Origin of the sequence: Paenibacillus sp. FSL F4-0122, from assembly GCF_038002845.1 — a bacterium.
Taxonomy (GTDB): Bacteria; Bacillota; Bacilli; order Paenibacillales; family Paenibacillaceae; genus Paenibacillus_AQ; species Paenibacillus_AQ odorifer.
Genome location: NZ_JBBODI010000001.1, coordinates 1000540 through 1020692 on the forward strand (window position 1 = coordinate 1000540; position 20153 = coordinate 1020692).

17 protein-coding genes are annotated in these 20153 nt (G+C 45.7%); 6 read left to right on the forward strand and 11 right to left on the reverse strand.

The window, feature by feature from the left end:
• Positions 1-47: 47 nt before the first annotated feature.
• From MHH49_RS04245 to MHH49_RS04260, 4 genes are all read right to left on the reverse strand, one after another.
• Entirely contained in the window at positions 48-1370 is a 1323-nt protein-coding gene (locus tag MHH49_RS04245) for an extracellular solute-binding protein (RefSeq protein WP_076100035.1), read from the reverse strand.
• A gap of 111 nt (positions 1371-1481) precedes the next feature.
• A complete protein-coding gene (locus MHH49_RS04250; protein ID WP_076104666.1) occupies positions 1482-2270 on the reverse strand; it encodes a response regulator transcription factor in 789 nt (262 codons plus the stop codon).
• On the reverse strand, positions 2267-4027 hold the full coding sequence (locus tag MHH49_RS04255; protein WP_341137914.1) for a cache domain-containing sensor histidine kinase: 1761 nt from the start codon (positions 4025-4027) through the stop codon (positions 2267-2269). The genes MHH49_RS04250 and MHH49_RS04255 overlap by 4 nt, the downstream gene beginning before the upstream one ends.
• A 301-nt stretch (positions 4028-4328) precedes the next feature.
• Positions 4329-4823, reverse strand: coding sequence for a DinB family protein (locus MHH49_RS04260; protein WP_036686798.1), 495 nt, complete (start codon positions 4821-4823; stop codon positions 4329-4331).
• 220 nt (positions 4824-5043) lie between these two features.
• Here MHH49_RS04260 and MHH49_RS04265 point away from each other — a divergent pair, with 220 nt between their 5' ends.
• A complete protein-coding gene (locus MHH49_RS04265; RefSeq protein ID WP_341137915.1) occupies positions 5044-5607 on the forward strand; it encodes a CGNR zinc finger domain-containing protein in 564 nt (187 codons plus the stop codon).
• 141 nt (positions 5608-5748) lie between these two features.
• Here the strand turns inward: MHH49_RS04265 and MHH49_RS04270 are convergent, their stop codons facing one another.
• The 3 genes from MHH49_RS04270 to MHH49_RS04280 form a co-directional block, all read right to left on the reverse strand.
• Complete coding sequence (locus MHH49_RS04270) at positions 5749-6228, reverse strand: CDI toxin immunity protein (RefSeq protein ID WP_341137916.1); 480 nt, start codon at positions 6226-6228, stop codon at positions 5749-5751.
• Positions 6229-6536: 308 nt separating this feature from the next.
• Complete coding sequence (locus MHH49_RS04275) at positions 6537-7052, reverse strand: GNAT family N-acetyltransferase (RefSeq protein ID WP_341137917.1); 516 nt, start codon at positions 7050-7052, stop codon at positions 6537-6539.
• Positions 7053-7398: 346 nt separating this feature from the next.
• Positions 7399-9378, reverse strand: a complete 1980-nt coding sequence (locus tag MHH49_RS04280) for a translation factor GTPase family protein (protein WP_340950389.1) — start codon at positions 9376-9378, stop codon at positions 7399-7401.
• Between the two features lie 175 nt (positions 9379-9553).
• On the opposite strand from MHH49_RS04280, the gene MHH49_RS04285 reads away from it, so the two are divergent.
• The 4 genes from MHH49_RS04285 to MHH49_RS04300 all read left to right on the forward strand — a co-directional run bounded on the left by MHH49_RS04285 (position 9554) and on the right by MHH49_RS04300 (position 13812).
• Positions 9554-10345, forward strand: coding sequence for an SDR family oxidoreductase (locus tag MHH49_RS04285; protein WP_036686790.1), 792 nt, complete (start codon positions 9554-9556; stop codon positions 10343-10345).
• An 85-nt stretch (positions 10346-10430) separates the two neighbouring features.
• Positions 10431-11405: an S-layer homology domain-containing protein gene (locus MHH49_RS04290; RefSeq protein ID WP_051491481.1), complete on the forward strand. Its 975-nt coding sequence runs from the start codon at positions 10431-10433 to the stop codon at positions 11403-11405.
• A gap of 675 nt (positions 11406-12080) precedes the next feature.
• Complete coding sequence (gene trxA, locus MHH49_RS04295) at positions 12081-12395, forward strand: thioredoxin (RefSeq protein WP_341137918.1); 315 nt, start codon at positions 12081-12083, stop codon at positions 12393-12395.
• On the forward strand, positions 12364-13812 hold the full coding sequence (locus tag MHH49_RS04300) for a DHA2 family efflux MFS transporter permease subunit (protein WP_341137919.1): 1449 nt from the start codon (positions 12364-12366) through the stop codon (positions 13810-13812). Before trxA ends, MHH49_RS04300 begins: the two co-directional genes overlap by 32 nt.
• Before the next feature lie 871 nt (positions 13813-14683).
• Here MHH49_RS04300 and MHH49_RS31125 read toward each other — a convergent pair.
• Together MHH49_RS31125 and MHH49_RS04310 are read right to left on the reverse strand one after the other, a co-directional pair.
• Entirely contained in the window at positions 14684-15013 is a 330-nt protein-coding gene (locus MHH49_RS31125; protein ID WP_445667566.1) for a pentapeptide repeat-containing protein, read from the reverse strand.
• A 253-nt stretch (positions 15014-15266) separates the two neighbouring features.
• On the reverse strand, positions 15267-16043 hold the full coding sequence (locus tag MHH49_RS04310) for a hypothetical protein (RefSeq protein ID WP_036686786.1): 777 nt from the start codon (positions 16041-16043) through the stop codon (positions 15267-15269).
• 169 nt (positions 16044-16212) lie between these two features.
• On the opposite strand from MHH49_RS04310, the gene MHH49_RS04315 reads away from it, so the two are divergent.
• Complete coding sequence (locus MHH49_RS04315; RefSeq protein WP_341137921.1) at positions 16213-17268, forward strand: GIY-YIG nuclease family protein; 1056 nt, start codon at positions 16213-16215, stop codon at positions 17266-17268.
• Between the two features lie 45 nt (positions 17269-17313).
• Here MHH49_RS04315 and MHH49_RS04320 read toward each other — a convergent pair whose 3' ends face one another.
• Both MHH49_RS04320 and MHH49_RS04325 read right to left on the reverse strand, forming a co-directional pair.
• Positions 17314-17652, reverse strand: coding sequence for a hypothetical protein (locus MHH49_RS04320; protein ID WP_076104672.1), 339 nt, complete (start codon positions 17650-17652; stop codon positions 17314-17316).
• Between the two features lie 184 nt (positions 17653-17836).
• Positions 17837-20065, reverse strand: a complete 2229-nt coding sequence (locus MHH49_RS04325) for a Tex family protein (RefSeq protein WP_076100050.1) — start codon at positions 20063-20065, stop codon at positions 17837-17839.
• Between the last annotated feature and the right edge of the window lie 88 nt (positions 20066-20153).

The window sequence follows — 20153 nt, forward strand, 5'->3', positions numbered from 1 at the left end:
ACGCTGCCGGATAAGCTAATTGTCCCCTTCACCTAGTTGTCGAAGCTTTAGTTGCCTTTGGAGATGGCTGCGTCATGCTCCTCGGAATACTTCTCTGGCGTCACCGCTTTGCCAAAAAGAGCCTGGATCATATTCAGATGCGTTTCTGCTGCATTGGCACGCATTTGAACATCTGCGAATAAAGTGATGCTGCTAGCTTTGTTCATTTCGTTAAACAAATCGATGTAGAGCTGTGGTAGGTCCAGTGTGGCGGTGTCCACCTTCGTAGCTGGAATAACGCCTGCTCCAGTTACGGATTGCTCTCCCCATTTGGATACGAAATACTCGACGAATAATTTTGCTTCTTCTTTTACCTCAGAGTTCTCAGCAACAAATAATCCTACGCCTGGTCCACCTACCCAGCTATTAATGTCGCCCTTCCCGCCTTCAACTGTCGGGAATTTGAAGAAACCAACACTATTACGGAATTCCAGTGGAATTTCTTCATTGGTTGTGAAATTTGGCAGATCCCAAGATCCCATCATGTACATTGCTGCCTTGCCATTTACGAACTCTGATTTTGCCTCTTCATTTGATAAACCGTTGAAACCCTTAACAAATGCATTGCTGTCAACAAGTGATTGAACCTCAGAAGCCGCCTTTACTAATCCTTCATCCATAAATGAGCCTGATCCACTGATCGCACCTGCAAGTGCCTGTTGGCCTGCGATCCGATCAGCCAGATACATATACCAAAGCGATCCTGTCCAGCGATCCTTATTGCCGAGAGCAATCGGTGCAATGCCCCCTTCAGATAGTGTTTTTACAACTTGCTTAAACTGATCGTAGGTTTGTGGGACCTCAAGATTATATTTTTCAAAAATAGCTTTATTGTAGTAGATAGGTGCGATGTTAAACTCAAGTGGAAGCGCATACGTTTTATCGTTAATAGCATAAGCTTCTGTAGTTCCTGCGACGAACTTGTCTTTTAATTCACCATTCAACAAGTCATCTACAGGAGCGAAGAGATTTCCTTCAACGTAAGGCTGCAAAAAGCCAGCGGCCCAAGTTACCCCAACGTCTGGCAATTCGTTAGAAGCAGACAATACCTTCAGCTTATTTTTGTATTGCTCGTTGTCCAGAACCTCTTGCTTGATCACAACATTGGGATGCTCTGTTTGATATTCTTTAATGATTTGATTAACAATTTTATTTTGTCCGGCAGAAACACCTTCTGGCCATAAATGCATGAAGTTAACGGTGACTTTATCGCTTCCCCCATTTGCACTACCTTTAGATTCACCTGCATTGTTATCTTTTTGACCACAACCAGCTGTGACAAGAACGAGGCACATCGTTAAGAACAATATTGTCCATTTTTTATTGCGCACGCTTACAACCCCTTTTCTATTGTTGTCTAGCGGCCATGTAACCGCTTAACTAAATTGTAGCTTGGATCCCATGCTGTCGTAAGGTCATAAGGATTGGGACTAATACCACTATTATTGGATTCTTTCCTCCGTGGTCATGACATTCTGCCGGTATTGCCCTGGACTAACATTTTCGAGTGCACGAAATACCTTCACAAAATATTTGGCCGTCTGATAGCCTACTTGTTCCGCGATTTCAGCAATGGACAGCCGTGTGCTCACCAGTAGTTCTTTGGCTCGTTGTATTCTCCTTCTCGTTACATATTCACTGTAAGTCAGTCCCGTCTGCTCTTTGAAAAGGACGCTGAAATAGCTGGCATTCATGTGTAATTGATCCGCTATATCACGCATGGATATCGATTCGTGAAGATGTTCGTCTAAGTATTGGAGCGCCTCACGCACTTGAGTGCTATACACTTTCTCCTGCTGTACCGTTTCCATAAGCTTGGGATCGATCAGCTTCTCCATTCGTTCGATTCGATAAATATCATCCTTGCGTTTCAGTGCCAGTTCCACTGCTCGGACCAGCTTCGTTTTGTCGAGTGGCTTCAGTAAATATTCAACCACACCAAACTGCAAGGCTTTCTGTGCATAGTCAAATTCAGGATGGCCGGAGATCACAATAACCACTGGAGGATGAGGCATTTCGTTCAGCTTTTCAACTAATTCTAGCCCTCCAATCTCAGGCATGCGCACATCGGTAATAAGCAGATTAACTTCGTTATTTTGCAGCCATGCCAGTGCTTCAACACCGCTTGCTGCGGTTTCGATGCGATATTGACCGGATGACCAGGCTTCTAATGTTTTACGAACCCCTTCTCTTGTTCTAGGTTCATCATCTACGATAAGTATAGTTTTCACGTGTTTTTCCCCTCTCCAGGTTCATTCGGTATTTCAAAAGAAATGCTAGTTCCATAACCTTCTTCACTTCGTATTTCAAGCCCGTCCGTATTGTCTACGTAACTGAGTTTCAGTCTCCGCTCTATATTAGCAATACCAATCCCAGTCCCTTTGGAAGACCTCATGCTCCCCTTTTCCATAGTGTGATAGATAGACGATATCTTTGCTGCATCCATCCCTGGACCATTGTCAGTTACCGTAACCAATGTATATCCCGGACGACTTGAGGGTCTGACAATTAGCATGACTGTCCCCGGTCCAACCCTTTGCTCTACGCCATGAAGAATCGCATTTTCGACAAGAGGCTGGATTAACAGCTTCGGTAGCGGAACACTTCGGCAAGCTTCATCTGACTCAATCCGCCAGGATAACCTGTCGAGCATACGCATCTCCATAATCTTCAAATATCTTTCGGCATGGTCGAGCTCATCGCCGATAGTCACCCATTCATCATCATCAGTTCGATTAATGACATAACGAAAAAGCCCCGACATATCAACCACAATTTGAGCTAATTCCTCCTCACCCTTTTCATCGAGGGCCCAATAGAATGCTTCTAATGTGTTAAATAAGAAATGCGGATTGATTTGAGCCTGAAGTGCCTTTAATTCTGTGCGACTCTGGACGATCTCCTTCTGATAGACGACTTCAATTAGTTCATTCAGAGAGTGAACCATCTGGTTGTAAGTATTATTGAGCTCATTGATCTCCATAGTTGTAGAAGTGACTGAAATCGGTTTCAAGGTTCCAAATCGTGAACCGCGCATCACTTTTATCAAATTCAGTATAGGACGTGTAATCATCGTGGATAAAATAAAAGTAAAAATGAGAAACAATAAACTGCCAACAACACCGGATACGATGATCGCTGTACGAAGGACAGATATCCCCTCTGTCGTATAGTCAACTGGAGTGAGGATTACTAGCCTCCAACCTGTTGCCTTGGACTGCTTCTGAATCACAATGTAGTCTTCACCGCCAACCTCAACCTTTTCTCCTCCATGATCCAGTATCTTATTCGCATTGACATTTACGGAAAAATCGGAAGAAATTTGCCGTCCCGCTTCATCAAATAATCTCATTAATTCACGCGTTTCCGCCTGTGAGCTGTCCACCTCATCCGTAAGCTGGAAGTAACTTTTCTCAATTTGAACCATAATATAGCCAGCTTTCGTGAATGAATGATCAATCAGTCTAATATTACGAATCGCGATGACGATATCCGAATTCCGCGGGTCAAGTCCAAACCATACGAGACGTCCTTTGCCCTCGTCCACCCGGCTGATCCATTCTTCTGATACTCGATTGTTCAGGCTGGCGTCATCAACAGAAAGTAATTTCTGATAATCACCTGCATACAGCTCAATGGAACGAATCCCTGTCGCATACGCCTCATATTTACGTACTTCCTGCTGGATGGTTTGACGTTCGGCGAAGCTGATCGGCTTTCCTTCGGCCTCTTGAGCGAGTAATCGCTGAATGGAGGCGTTGGTTGCCACTTGCGCCGTCAACGTGTTAATCTGCCGGATCAGTACATCCAATTTGCCCGTTGCCTGAACTGCAGTCTGTTCAATATGCTTCTCCGCACTATTGCGTAATAGAACCGAAACTTGACCGTACATAAAAAAACCAACCGTGGCGAGTACGATCACCATGACAAACATAAAACCCAGGAAAATTTGATTACGCAATGTGTTTAACTGTCCAAACCTCGTCAATCTTTACACTCCCCTCCGCCAGATAGACTTGATTCCTCATCAAAAAAGATGACCCTTGAATCTTCAGGAATCATCCACAGCTCTAGTTATTTGTTAATTCAGCCTTTGGATTATATGATATCAGTGATTAGTTTCTGAGCCCATATCCATATCGCGTTTTAATTTATCCAAATCAACCAAAAAAAACAATATAGAATATATACTCGTGCCTCCCAGAGTTGCACAAAAAAAAGCCGTACCTCCGCTGACCCGGGTATACCGGAATAGCAGTGTACGGCTTGTATTTTTAAATATGGAGGTTCTAATTAAAACTACGGTTGGACACCCACGAACCCTGCAATTTACGCAGCATAATAATTTGTCCAGTATGGTACGAATCGTGTAGGATAAGGCTCATTACCTCTTCCCCTGGCGCATGACCCGAACCGCCCCAATCATACGCGCCTTCTTCCAACGCTTCAATGATTTCTCTAAGAGCAGCATGCACGTCTTTCAGGTCTGCAACGGCTTTCGCCCATGCTTCTTCTCCTTCAGCTGTTACAGTAAAGGTATCATCGTTGCTTTCAGCATCGGGTTGTTTGGGTAACCCTTTTAGCTTTCGCAGCAAACGCACCTTATAATAAGTTAGATGGTTAACCGTTTCCCAGATAGAATTGGCCGCCCCACCCTCTGGCTTCCAGAGAGCCTGTTTGCTATCCACACCTTCCAGCGCATCGCTAAGCGGCGGAGCCCAATCCTCGATATCCATGCAATAATCCCAATTTTGGAGCAAGACCTCACTGATTTTATTTTGCATGTTCAACCTCCTAAAAATTTGTGTAAACATAAACTTCATGGTGTAGCTTCAAAAAGAACTACTTCAAAGCGAACTAATATGTAACGACTTAAACCATAATATAGTGGTTACAAAAGAAATGTAGCATATTTCCAGATTGTATTCAAGTAACTAGCTAAACTTATTTTTAACTGTTACAATGATTTGTAATGAGCGTTGAATCGGAAAGGATGAACAGACCGTGTTGTGGGAGGATTTCATTAACAGTTACTGGCGGGATTGGCGAACAGGAGATAAGAATAAAGACCGGGACAGACTCGATGAAGAAGAGTGGGTTTTTAAATGGCTGAAGGAGTATGCTCTATTAGAAACACAGATGCCGAACACGATAGAAATGGCGCAGCTTAAAAAGCTTCGCTCACTACTATGGAACTGGGTACAGGCCATTGTGCAAGGAAACTCGGTGTATGGAGAAATACTGGAACAGCTCAATGTCTATATGGACAAGGGTCCTGTTATACGGCGAATTGTGTGGAAAAGCGACGAGCAAGCGGAAATAAAGCTATTGCCACTCCATAGTGGCTGGGAGCAGGTAATGGCGGAGATTGCAGCGTCTTTTACCGAGGCATTACTTGAAAAAGAACCCACAAGATTCCGTATCTGCGAGAATCCCGATTGCCTCTGGGTCTATTACGATGATACACGCAACCGCTCCAAGCGGTACTGCGATGACAAAGCCTGTGGCAACCTTATGAAGGTGCGGCGTTTCCGGGCGCGGAAGAAGGCTGAGTCTGAGTGGGAATAAAGTCTATAGGCTAATAGATCATATTAAGACTCTTATACTTAATATAAGCTTGTTATGTGTATGAAGGATAAACTTGAGGTTATTAGCGCAGTGTGAATTACGTACATTTTTTACTCTCTGTGCATCCATTAGAGCCTATGGTTAAGCTGGTAATGGAGGAGGCGAGATCCAACCCACTGTTAAATCCCCCTCGTGATGACTTTCAATAATAATTCCTTTATCCAAATTTACAATCCATGTATCAAATCCAACAGCAATAACATCATTGAAATTGTTTATAATATTTTTTAAATTAGTCTCCACTACCGGAAGATTGAACTCATTCCACACAATAAAATAGTTATCACGCAATAAAATAGACTCTATGTCTTTCAGTTCTTCCGGTGTCTTAAAGGATTTCTTTTGATCAATAGATTCCCATTCAATCCGCGCCCACTGTGTGAAATTAACTATACTCTCCATCATAGCTACAATCTCGGACGACTTTTCTAAACTATATATTCTTGTGTTGGGACCTAAAGCTTCGATACACTCACTGTAAAGGGAACCTAGTGGGTTTTCTATTTTCACTCTTTTTTTCAGTTGCTCCATACGAAATAGCCGTGCTTGTTTATCACTCACTTTCTCACAACCTTTAACTCATCCTATTTTTTAGTGAAAAAAACCTGGCCTTCTCTAGATAGTTTTGTGCACGGAGCTTTATGAACTCATGAAATAGCTGCATTTCATACACTTATTCCGCATCCAAATGGGATCATCAAGACTTTAATTGTATTCTGTACACTTAAAAACTAGAAAATGTGCCCATAGAGTAATAAATCACGAAAATAGGTGTACGAAATACAGTTATATCCTTTGACGGGTTATTCGCAGGATTATAGTTGTACAAAATACAGTTAAAAGCTTCTGTACATCGCTCCCCTTGGCTCTTAACCCCCAACAACACCAATATCCCTCCACCCGATCATGATCTCTTCGACAACCTCATTCCCAATCTTCACTTCTTTTGTCGCAACAGATTGCCCACCCACTTTGTGGTAGAAATGAATCGCGGGATTTCCTGTTACCACCCAAGTCATGAACGAGCTATAATTTTTCTCCAATAAATTCTGTGCTACGCTTCTTATGAGTTGCCTTCCAAGACCTTTTCCTTGTTGTTCCTTAAGCAAATAGAGTGCATACAGCTCCGAATCATAGAGGTCTGGCCCTCTTCGCGCTCCACCATTTGCAAAACCAATAATCTTCCCAGCCCCATCTTCAGCCACATACATAACCTCGTCTTTATTGGGGTTTTCAAAATTCCGAATCCAGAGCTTCCTTCTTGCTTCCACTGTAATTTTATCGAGAAACTCATCTGATATTAGCCCTCTGTATGTGGTTTTCCAACTCGCAGCGTGGACAAAAGCGATCCCGTCTATATCACTAGCTGTTGCTTCTCTAATCATCAATTTAATTCCCCCTTAGATTTCCGATAAAAGCTTCAGCTAGTCCAACATTGACTAGTGTTCAACCACTTATTCCTCTCAAACAAACTATTGAAATCACTTTTGGCTACCGAATTGATATGTTTTTCTGAGCTGTATAATATTCACATGCCAACTAAAAACGAGGAGATGTCTTCTACTTCTACTTCTACTTCTACTTCTACTTCTACTTCTACTTCTACTTCTACTTCTACTGGAGCTACTTTCATATCTTCTAATAGTTTTCTGAGTATATCTTAGTACCAACATCCTCGCACACTCTCTAGTTTTTTATTCCCCCTCAGCCCATTTAGTACTCTACCTCAATTTAACCTTGCAGTGCCTTTCGCACGCTTAATATATATTTCGCCTGATCAAGTGGGTTCACGCCCCGGCGGGTGCGCTCAGCAGATACGTCTGGTGGACATTCTTCATAGCCGGCAAAAAAAGAAGTAAACGTGCTGCGCCCCTTCGTGTAGGAGCTTAAGCTGACGGGATAATCGAGCGATGTTGCCAGCGGCAGACGTCCTTCGATGATCATCCGCTCGCCTTGCAGCACGGGAGGCTCGAACGTGCCGCGCATCTGAACGAGGTCGTTCATCACCCGTCCGCCATTCTCCTCAGGAACCACGATGCGAACCTGCAGAATCGGCTCTAGGAGTTTAGTGCCTACCCGAGCGAGTCCGTCCATAATTCCCATCGGAGTCGCCACCGCAAAATCCAGCGGATGGGTATGCCACACATGATGTTGTCCCTCGATCAAGGTCACTTTAAGATCGGTAACCTCCCAGCCATACAAACCCTGTTGTAAGGCTTCTGGTACTCGGCGTGCGGTTTCGCTCTGGTATTGCGGCAGCAGGTCGGAACTCCGCACTACCGAATCGTAGACTAAACCACTGCCCGGAGATCCCGGCTCAATCTGAAAGCGTAGAATCGCCCAGCACGGTTTCGGCATCGTGTAAGCGATAAAACCTTCCCCGGCACGGGCTGGCGTTTCTTTATATATGACAGAAGGCTGACCGAAAGTAACCTTCAGCGCATATCGCTCCTCCAGAACACTGTTCAGAATCTCCAGCTGAATCGGTCCCATTACTTTGATATGCAGCTCCCGCTCATCCTGCAGCCACTGCGCATCCAAAAGCGGATCTTCATCCGCCAGTTCCTGCAGCGCTCCGATAACCTTATGGTCATCCACATCTGGTTCCCAGAATACACGCACCGTTAGCAGCGGCACAGCCAGCTTCGCCTCCTCCGGAATGGCCCCCGGATGGCCGAGCACATCTCCGATGCGCACCCCTGAAAGGCCATAGATAACAGCAATATCTCCGGCTTCAAGCGCTCCGACATCCTCGGTCCGACCACCTTCGACCTTGCGGATCTGGGTCACTTTCCCCTGAATATCCTGCGTATAATTCATCAGCGTATCGCGGTTACGGATCGTCCCTTCATAAAGGCGGACAAACGCCATCCGTCCCATACTTTTATCACGCTGAATATTGTATACGATGCCTGACACCGCCCCCTCCACATTCCCACCAGCGCGCGGAAAATACTCAACCATCGCATCCAGCAAGGCAGTAATCCCAAGCCCCTTGGCGGCGACGCCATAAACCATCGGAAAAAAGCGGCCTGATGAGGAGGCTGTTTTCATATATTTTTTCCATTCAGCCAAATCAATAGTGCTACCTGACATATACTTCTCCAACAGCTCTTCGTCCCGTTCCGCTAACGCCTCTAATAATTCTGTTCGTGCGCTAGCATCAGCTTCGTTCTCCCATAAATCTCTTGCTCCTATGTACCCCTTCTCTTTGCCGATGGGTTGCTGAACTGGAATGATATCACTAGACAAATAATTTCGCGCTTCTGCCAGCACAGCTTCAGGGTTAGCGCCTACGCGATCCATTTTGTTCACAAAAATAAGCGTGGGGATTCCCAGCTTCCGCAGCGCGTTCCAGATCATCTCACTTTGGGCCTGCACACCCTCCACGGCTGAAAGAATAAGCACCGCACAATCCATCACCCGCAAAGACCGCTCAACTTCGGACAGAAAATCGACGTGCCCCGGGGTATCGACCAGATTAATATGCACACCTTTCCAAGCAAAAGAAGCCAATGCCGCCCGTACGGATATCCCCCGCTGCCGCTCCACATCCATTGAATCCGTCAATGCCGTCCCAGTGTCTACGCTGCCAAGCGCGCGAATGCGACCGCTTTCATACAAAATATGCTCCGTTGTTGTCGTCTTCCCGGCGTCCACATGGGCAAATATCCCCACATTAATCCGTTCTGCTCCCTGCTGCTGAATCATCTATAGTTCCCCTATCATGAGCTAGATTTATCTGAATTTATATTATTTACATCCTTATATTCCATAGTAATATATCCACCCACGTTGTTCCACCCTCCAGTTCAATTGGTTAGATTCAGCTATGCCGGGTATGTAATTACTAATAAGAAATCTAACGCCGAGGAGGAAATTCATCATGACAGATAAACGTTTGCAGGATAAAGTTGCAGTGGTTACAGGTGCTGGTTCCGGTATTGGAAAAGCTACAGCCATAAGGTTTGCCCAACACGGAGCTAAGGTATATATGCTTGACCGCACTCCCGAGGATTCCTATGAAACTAAACGTGAGATTGAATCTATTGGCGGTACAGCAACAGTAATTGAATGCGATGTCTCCAATCCAGGTCTGGTCGAAGAAAGTATTCGTAAGGTTGGGGAGGCGGCCGAGAAGATTGATATTGTTTTTGCCAATGCTGGCATTAATGGTACATGGTCTCCAATCGAAACACTAGAAATCGAAGATTGGGACCAGACACTGGATACCAACCTACGCAGCACCTTTGCCACAGTAAAATATGCCATCCCCCATATGAAAGAAAATGGCGGCAGCATCATTATCACCAGCTCCATTAACGGCAACCGAGTATTCTCGAACATTGGCGCTTCCGCTTACTCATCTTCCAAGGCAGGACAAGTTGCTTTTATGAAAATGGCTGCACTAGAGCTGGCGCAATACGGCATCCGTGTAAATGCAATCTGTCCTGGATCAATCGATACACAAATTGGAGATAATACGTATAAAAGCGATGATCTTCAAAAAGTGAAGATTCCTGTGGAATTTCCGGAAGGTAATCATCCGCTGGAAAATGCACCGGGTAAGCCTGAGCAGGTTGCCAATCTGGTATTATTTCTCGCATCGGATGAATCTTTTCATGTTACGGGAACTGAGATTTATGTAGATGGTGCCGAGTCACTCCTGCGCGGGTAAGTTTTTACTCGAATCGTTATAATATTTTAAAATCTATGCAACATTTTGGTCTAATCTACCATCTAAGAGTATGGAGGTGACGCAAATGAAAAAACCATTATTCATAAATAACGCTAAAAAAATGACTATAGCCTGCGGCATTTTGGCAGCGAGTGTGTCTTTTGGGGCATCCGCTTTTGCTTTTTCAGATTTGAAAGGTGATCCTGCGGAAGCAAAAATCAACTCTTTGCATAAAGAGGGGATTATAAACGGAGTAGACAAAGATAAGTTTGCCCCTAAATCTAAGGTAAGCTTTGCGCAAGGGATACAATTCATCGTTGGGGGTCTGAATCTGACTCCGCAACCAGCGGTAGGTAGTAATTCTTCCAAAGCCAGTGATTATTTCGATAAAGTAAACGACAAAGCCTGGTATGCTTCGGCTTTCCTGACTGCCAAGCAAAATGGTCTTTCACTCGACCGGACAGTGGATCCTAACGGAACCATCACCCGTGCTCAGTTCGCTCACTTATTGACGCAAGCGCTGCAAAGTAAAGGTAACTTCCCTGTTACGCTGATGTATGTAGACATTAAGGATGGCGATAAACTCTCTACGGAGGTTATAAATAGTCTCCAGATCCTGCTGAATACACATATTGCCACACTCGATAAGAACGGTAATTTCCGGCCAAATGATGCTATTACCCGCTCTGAAGCAGCCGCTCTCATCTATGATGCAGCCGCTTTTGCTAAACGTGTAATTGTATCTAATGGCAGTCCCACTACTCCCACCTACGAAACAGAGGTTACGTTGACCAAAGCGGGTGAAGGCGTAAATAAAGCCACACTTACCGTTAATAATCTGCCTAACCCCGGGTATGGGCTGGTGATTGAGCGAATCGAATTTGGTAAAGACAATACGGCTGTGATTTACTTTAACGTGACTGCTCCTGAACCAGGGAAAATGTACGCGCAGGTGATCACAAAAGCATCTGTTGCCACTTATCTGCCAGATGGATACAAAGCTGTCGCTCAACCTGTAACAGGCTCTGCTTCTTATTCGTCTTCTAGCGCGGCACAATAATATAAATTCAACTTGAAGGTTTTAGAGTTAAGAGTCCGACGCAGCTGCGGTGTATATTTGGACTTCCAGCTGCCGTTTATGACGGCTGAGATACGGAGAAGGGATGCCTCAAAAGCCATCATATGGCTGCTGAAGCATCCCTTATTTGTTGTTTGTTGTTCCTTCCCCCTTTATCCCAACTCCGAACTCTGATTGATTAAGTAACGCCGCTATCGGACTCAGATGACCTTAACACAGCTGTTTCTTGTCTAGTTCTCTCTGAGTTCTCTCTGAGTTCTTTCAAACTTACAAAATTGACTGCGTTTTGGGTGAACCCGGCATCCCCTTGTTGTGCTTGAGAAAAACAGAAAAACCGCAAAAACCCTTGATTATACAAGGATTTTACAACCCGCTAGTGACCGAATTACATGCCCGATTCAGGTTCGTGTGGCAGCAATATCGTGGAGGTTCGAGTCCTCTCGACCGCATCATTTACAATCATAGATCTATCAACTGCTTCAAGCGCAATTAACGGATCTTTTTGTTTTATATGTACAAGCACAGGAGTAAGTGAAAATCGGTTTGACAAAATACTGATTTAGATATATTGTGGATACACTAAGTCTATTATTTATCCTAATTATAGATATAATGGATCTATAATATATTTTATTAATCTTGAAAGGATGATTCATAATGGCAGTTCTCCATGCGGAAGATGCTACTTTTGCACAACTCATTCAATCGAAAGGAATAACTGTAGTCAACTTCCGGGCGCCCTGGTGCGGACCGTGCCGGATGTTTGCACCTGTGCTGGAAGAGTTTGAGCGGGAGTCGGATGCTACAATAACTGTAGTGAAGGTCAATGTGGATGACAACCCGGAGACGACTGGAAAATACCACGTGATGAGTATACCGGCCACACTCATATTCAAGGATGGACAACTACGGCAACAAGAGGTGGGGATGTTATCCATACATGCCTTGCAGCAGCTCGCTGCATCCCAATAATACCTCTGAAAGCGGTGAAGACAGCTTGACTAATAAACCCAGCATTATTGTAGCCTCTCTGGTGGTTGCCAATTTTCTAGCCCAATTAATGCAAACGATGTTAAATACGGCGTTGCCGCGTGTCATGCAGGATCTTGCCATTCATGAGAATCAAGCGCAGTGGCTGATTACGGTGTACTACCTGATGATAGGTATAACTGTTCCTGTTGCTGGATTTTTGATCGGAAAGTTTACTACGAGGGCCTTGTTCATGGCCTCTGTCGGAGCGTTCACAGCAGGAACACTGATTGCCGGGATCGCCTGGAGTTTCCCCCTAGTCCTGACGGGGCGTTTGGTTCAAGGCATCGGTGCGGGTCTTCTGTTCCCTCTGTTTCAGACGACGATACTCAGAGTCTTCCCGAAGGAGAAAATCGGTGCAGCGATGGGAGTAGTCGGTTTGGTTCTGGGGTTGGCTCCTGCACTTGGGCCTACTCTGTCTGGGTTCGTGGTTCAGAATCATTCATGGAGACTGTTGTTTTATGCTGTGGCTCCGCTCGCAGCCGCCAATTTATTCTTAGCGCATTTCACGCTGCGGAACGTGGGAGAGACTCATCAGACCAAGCTCGACACCAGGTCCATTATCTACTCTTCACTCGGATTCGCTGGTATATTATATGGTTTTAGCATTGTCGGGGAAGAAAAGGGAAATCCTGTTGTCGCAGGGATCATCCTTCTGGCCGGATTCCTGATCGTGGCGCTGTTTATTAAAAGACAGCTCAAGCTCACGGCACCTTTGCTCGATTTCAAGCTGTTTCGGTACCGCTCCTTTACCCGTTCTTCTATTGTGGGGGTGATCTTATTTGCGGTGATGGTGGGAGTTGAACTCCTTCTTCCTCTGTATGCACAGACGATAAGAGGCTTAACACCAAGGGAGTCCGGGCTTATGTTGTTGCCAGGTGCACTGCTGATTGGTGTCTCCGGTCTGATCTCAGGCAGACTATATGACCGGTTTGGGGTTAGCCGCGTAACCCAGGGAGGATTTCTGCTCATTCTGATCATGGCAGTGGCTCTTGCCCTCACGTTATCAACAGAGACGTCCTTTAATCTACTGGTTATAATGTATGCCCTGCTTATGTTTGGAGTAGGGGCAGTTATGGCTCCAATTACGGCCTATGCCATGGCAAGTATCCCCAACACCATGGTTGCACATGCTTCTCCAATGACAATCACGCTGCGCTCGCTCAGCGGTTCAATAGGAGGCGCCTTGCTTGTAACGATAATGACTTCTACTGCGAGTGCCAGTTCCTTATCCTTTCCATTGGATATGCTCAAAGGGGTCCACATTGCATTCTGGACGTTGACGGCTCTTGCCGGATTAGGATTATACTTGTCTTTTCATCTGCAAGAAGCGAGAAAGCTTAAACCTGCTAATATTTAATTTCTTAATCTATCCTGTATTACCCGGCAGAATCCTCTGCCGGTTTTTTTGGTGTGGCTTCCGGTGCAGGGGGAAATTCCTGAAGCGCACTTGAGACTCCATGCTTAAAGCATATTTCCCGAAAAAAAGCTGTACTGATTATAATTTTCGCCCCCACTTTTACAGAGGAGGCCCCACCAGGGTCTGACACATATTTAAGCAGAGGTGGGACGTCTTTGGTAATTCCCCATAGATCGTCTCATAATCCAACTTGTTGTTAGCTATCGGACTCCATCGTCGCTATTGTCTTAAAAAGCACCCAATATGAACCTATTTCTAACGAATAGCTGCACTGGGGTCCGAACTGTGCTCCAATCGCTAAAAACATATGAATAGCGTCATCTGGGTCCTCAGCTAACTCAGGCTCAGAAATGCTGATTACTTGGCAGTGAGGATTATCAAACTACGAGCGATTAGATCATATTTGTGTGCATGTAGCTATTAGACGGTAATGAACATCAAACTTCGAGCGATTAGATCATATTTGAGTGCATGAGGCTATTTGATGGTGATGAACATCAAACTTCGAGCGATTAGATCATATTTACACGGACGCAGCAGCTATCGGACTCAGATGACCTTATACGCAAAAATATGCCACTTTTACGATGCTATCGGACTCCATCGTCGCTATTGGCTCAAAAAGCACCATAAATATGCCTTTTTCTAATGAATAGCTGCACTGGAGTCCGAAACTGTGCTCCAATCGCTAGAAACACGCGAATAGCGTCATCTGGGTCCGTAAGGATCAGCGTGTATCAACGGATATGAAAATCCGCTGAAGCAGGTAGCCAAAAACAATATACAAATCAGCGATGCTCCAATGTTTGCGTTATGCGAACGCAGCAGATGGGTGTGCAGAAGATAGGTGTGTAGTAGATAGGTGCACAGCAGTTAGGTGCACAGCAGTTAGGTGCACAGCAGTTAGGTGTCCAGCAGTTAGGTGTGCACCAGTTAGGTATGCAGCAGTTAGGTGTGCAGCAGTTAGGTGTGCAACAGTTAGGTGTGCACCAGTTAGGTGTGCACCAGTTAGGTATGCAGCAGTTAGGTGTCCAGCAGTTAGGTGTGCACCAGTTAGGTGTGCACCAGTTAGGTATGCAGCAGTTAGGTGTGCAACAGATGGGTCTACAGCGGATAGGAATGCAGCTACTATCGGACCCAGTTGACCTTATTCGTTGCATAATCGCACATTTGGACTACTAAAGGACTCCATCGTCGCTATTGGCTCAAAAAGCACCATAGATATGCCTTTTTCTGATGAATAGCTGCACTGGAGTCCGAAACTGTGCTCTAATCGCTAAAAAAACGCGAATAGCGTCATCTAGGTCCGTAAGGATCAGCGTATGCCAACGGATGTGAATAATCAGTTGAAGCAGGCAAACAGCGTCCATATTAGCGTCATCTGAGTCCGTAAGCTAAGGCGTCCATTGATCATGAATAATGCCGACTAATGCATGGTCTTCTCCGATCTTCTCAAAAACTAGACGCAGGCTGCGCCAATCCATTCCCTCGACAGAAGGATCGATACCAGCAATATGATATTCAACGAAATCATATTGCTCCTTTGGATACACTTCGTTTAAGTTGTTGATCGTCGTCCCTTGTCCAAGCCCCTTGTTCACAGCAATTTCGGCCTTCTGAATGAAGTCCGCATCGTAGACAAACCGCTTGTAGTAATCTGCGAATGTAAGCTCGATTAAATCACCGGAGCCAGCAAATGTTCGCCAGACTCTTTTGGTAGAGTCATTCATTAATCCTTCTACTTCCTCCTGGGTGAATACAAGATCATTTTTTGTATCCACGTATGCATATGGAGAGAAGCGTAGCCCTTTATCCCGATGTACCCACGCCGCTAATTGCTTCATATCCTTATTCTTAATGGAGTTCATTACCGTAGACGCCGCTTCCTCAACTAATGGCGGCAATCCCTCTAGATCCTGCGGCTGCCCCGTACTTGATGTCTTCGTCTCCTGTGGTAGTTCCGTCTCCTGTGGTGGTTGTGTAGTAGCCGCTGGCTGTGCAGTTTGTGTGTGCTCTGGTGTCTGCTTTGGCGTCTGCACTGGTGCCTGCTCTTGTGACTGCTCAGGCGTCTGCTTCGGCTCCGTTCCCGCTTCTGGCGTTCCACTGCAGGCTGTAAGCCATAACATAGCTGCTATAAGCGCCAGCCCACCGATTTTTTTTGCGAAGTACATAAGATCCCTCCTTAGCTTTGATTCTTCACTCTTTAGACTGATTTGAACAAATGAAGGTTGCAAGCTTATACTAAAACTATCAATCATACAACTCTTATGGGAGGGCGGGGTTACTATTTATTTAACAGAAAAACTTAAAAGCCTTCCCCTAACTCCCGGCGTTTATCTCATGAAGGATAATCTCGGTCATATTATATATGTTGGCAAGGCAAAACAGTTAAAACGGAGAGTCCAATCCTATTTTCAAAACTCAAAATCTCATTCCCCAAAGGTTAAACAGCTTGTAAGAAATATTAAAGATCTGGAAATCATCCTTACGGATACCGAATTTGAAGCCTTTATGCTGGAATGCAAATTAATTAAAGAGATCAAACCCATGTACAATAAAAAAATGAAAAATCCGCAGGCTTATACCTATATCGTAATAGGAGCGGATGAAAAAATACGTTCGTTAGAGATTACCTATGATCCTGCGGTCAAAGAAGGCACTCAGGTTTTTGGTCCCTATACAAGCAGAAGCACCGTGGAACGGGCCGTGCAAGGCATTAAAGATAGTTCAAGAATCCTTTGCAGTAACCCTAGCTTTAAAAATTCCCTATGCCTAAACCATTCGCTTGGCCTATGCATAGGGATGTGTGCAGGCGGAGATGCCGCTGTTCAATATAATAAAATTATTGATCGAGTCATTGGCTTACTAAACGGCTCAGATTCCAGTATCCTTGAGGAAATGGAGCAACGGATGGCAGTGGCCGCGGAGCACTATGACTTCGAAACCGCCGCCAAATACAGGGACTATATTGGAGCTGTCAGCTTCCTGATTCACAAAGAGAAGGTCATCGAATTCGCACAGGAGAATCAGAATATCGCAGTTCTTGAGGCCATGAATGAACAGACGCTTAAACTTATTCTGCTCAAGGGCAACCGTATCCTGTCCCATACCAAGCTACAATATGATCAACCGGATATCACCCACCTGCAAGCGGCAATAAAGTCAGCGATTATGAACACCTTTCAGAGTGAAACCAATCAGACCTCGGCAGCGATCGGGCGCCATGAGATTGACGAAGCACAAATAATATACAGCTATTTAAAAAGCAGCTCCTGCAGCTACATCATCATTCAAGAGGATTGGCTTGCAGCTGAGCAACGTTCCAATATGGAGGCTTCGGTAAATGAGCTGTTGCAGATTTTTTTAAATGCGCTTCCCTCTCATTCCTATAATTAAAAGGTACGGGTTGTAACTGCGGTGAATGTTTGGACTTCCGACGGATTATAGTAAACGGCGGCCTGCCTTTGCAGGCTGCATTTTTCGGTTTCGCTTCAACAATTTTTTATAGCGTTTCTGAGTGTATAACACCTCGCCCGCCTCCATTACCGTTTCCTTCGCCTCATTAACAACCAGCTTAGTTTCCTCCACACATTCCTTCATACGATTGATCTCCGATTTAAATCCCTCAGATCTGTCCTTCGCTTGCTCCAACGTGACCTGAATATTTCCCTTCATCTCATCTATAGGTTCTTTCAATCCCTCTACCGATTGCTTAACTCCATCAAGGGATTGCTTTAGGCCATTCACACTATTCTTTAATTCTTTCAATGGATTTCCCACATCTATCTCCTCCTAGTAATAAACGCTTAGTTCAACTGTTACTCTAAACTTACCCAAGAGTGCACGTCCTTCACTACTTTAATGACAAAAAAGGTTGCAGCTGAAAATAATCAACAAGAAGCCAGTCCCCAATAATAGGAGACTGGCTTCTTGTTGTCGTTCTTTGAGGATCAGTGCGATCTGTCTACTTCACGCTTCCCGCCTCAACACGCGGCGGACGCATGGTCAGGCTGACCCGGCCCTTCTTCAGGTCAACACCCATCACCCAGACGGTGACATTGTCTCCTACGGAGACGACGTCCATCGGGTGCTTCACAAAGCTGCCGCTGAGCTGGGAAATATGCACCAGCCCATCATTTTTGATGCCGATATCGACGAATGCGCCGAAATCGATAACGTTGCGGACGGTTCCCTGCATTTCCATGCCAGGAACCAGATCCTCGATCTTAAGCACATCGGTGCGGAAGATCGGCAGCGGCAGCTCCTCGCGCGGATCGCGGCCCGGACGCTGCAAGCTCTCCAGGATGTCGCGCAGCGTAGGCACGCCGACATCCAGCTTCACAGCCAGCTCCTCGGCATTTTGTACCTCAAGCTGTGAGGCTACTTCTTTGCTGCCAAGCTTATTCACATCGAGGCTTAGCTCACGGAACAAACGATCCACCACCGGATAGGACTCGGGGTGAATAGGCGTGCGGTCCAAGGTGTTGTCTCCACCCGGAATCCGCAAGAAGCCGATACATTGCTCATAGGACTTGGCACCTAGACGAGGAACCTTTTGCAGCTGCTTCCGGGTCGTGAACTTGCCGTTCTCTTCCCGGAATTTAACGATATTCTTAGCAATCGTTCCATTAACCCCTGCTACATAAGAGAGCAAGGCAGGAGATGCCGTATTGACATCTACGCCAACATGGTTAACCGCCGATTCCACGACGGCTTTAAGACTCTCCTCCAGATGCTTTTGGGAGACGTCATGCTGGTACTGTCCCACACCTATAGCTTTCGGATCGATCTTCACCAGCTCCGCCAGCGGGTCTTGCACACGGCGGGCGATAGAAGCCGCGCTGCGCTCCGCTACATCCAGATCCGGGAATTCCTCCTGCGCCAGCTTGGAAGCAGAATAGACACTCGCTCCCGCTTCATTAACGATCAGGTACGCCAGCTCTGGATTGCCAATCTCGGCAATCACTTCTGCCGTAAACTGCTCCGTTTCACGCGAGCCTGTGCCATTGCCGATTACGATGAGCTGAATGCCGTACTTAGCAATCAACTCTTTGAACTTAGCAGCAGCTTCGCGCTTCTTGTTATTCGGCGGCGTCGGATAGGTCACGGCTACCTCTAGCAGCTTACCAGTATCGTCTACAACGGCTAGCTTACATCCAGTACGGTATGCAGGGTCAACCCCCAGAACACAACGCCCCTTGACTGGCGGTTGCAGCAGCAGGCTACGTAGATTGCCAGAGAAGATCGAAATCGCCTGGTTCTCCCCACGTTCGGTCATCTCTCCACGAACTTCGCGCTCTACTGAAGGAGCAATCAAACGTTTGTAGGCATCCTCAGTCACTGCTTCCAGCAGTTCCTTCACCGGGGATGGCCCTTTAATAATTTTCCGTGCAATATAGGCATGAATTTTATCAGTGACGACCTCAATGCCTACCTTTAATATATTTTCACGCTCACCACGGTTAATTGCTAGGATGCGGTGAGGTGGCATTTTGTGTACAGGTTCACGGTAACTATAATAATTTTCGTATACGGATTCTTGTTCTGCATCCTTTGCTTCAGACACAAGAATACCTTGACTTGCTGTATACTGGCGAACCCAAGAGCGGATCGCAGGATCATCTGCTATGTTCTCGGCAATGATGTCCAGTGCGCCTTGCAGCGCTTGGTCTGCGCTCTCTACTCCCTTTTCCACATCAATATATTTCGATGCTTCAGTCTGCGGGTCCCCTTGTCTTTGCTGCTCCAAGATCCAGTTAGCCAGCGGCTCAAGTCCTTTTTCCTTCGCAACACTAGCCCGCGTCTTACGCTTTTGCTTGAAGGGACGATACAAGTCCTCTACTTCCTGAAGCTTGACCGCATTGATAATTTGCTCATGAAGCTCCTTGGTCAGCTTGCCCTGCTCTTCAATATTGCGTATAACGTCTTTTTTACGTTCGCCTAGATTGCGAAGATAACCCAGCCGTTCTTCAATATCACGAAGCGCATTCTCGTCCAGCTCACCTGTCATTTCCTTCCGATATCTGGCGATGAACGGAATGGTATTTCCCTCATCCAGCAATCCTACCGTAGTGCGTACCTGTTTCAGACTAATGTTCAATTCCTTGGCAATCGCTACGGTTATCAATTCCTGCTCCCGCTGTGCGTTTGCCTCATCCGTAATGACTTCCGTATTGCTGTTATCTACCGCCATTAGTATCCCTCTTCCCGTACACAATCTGCTTATACATATCTTGATCTCATAATTAAAATAGTATCACAGATTCGGCTCTGCACCAAAG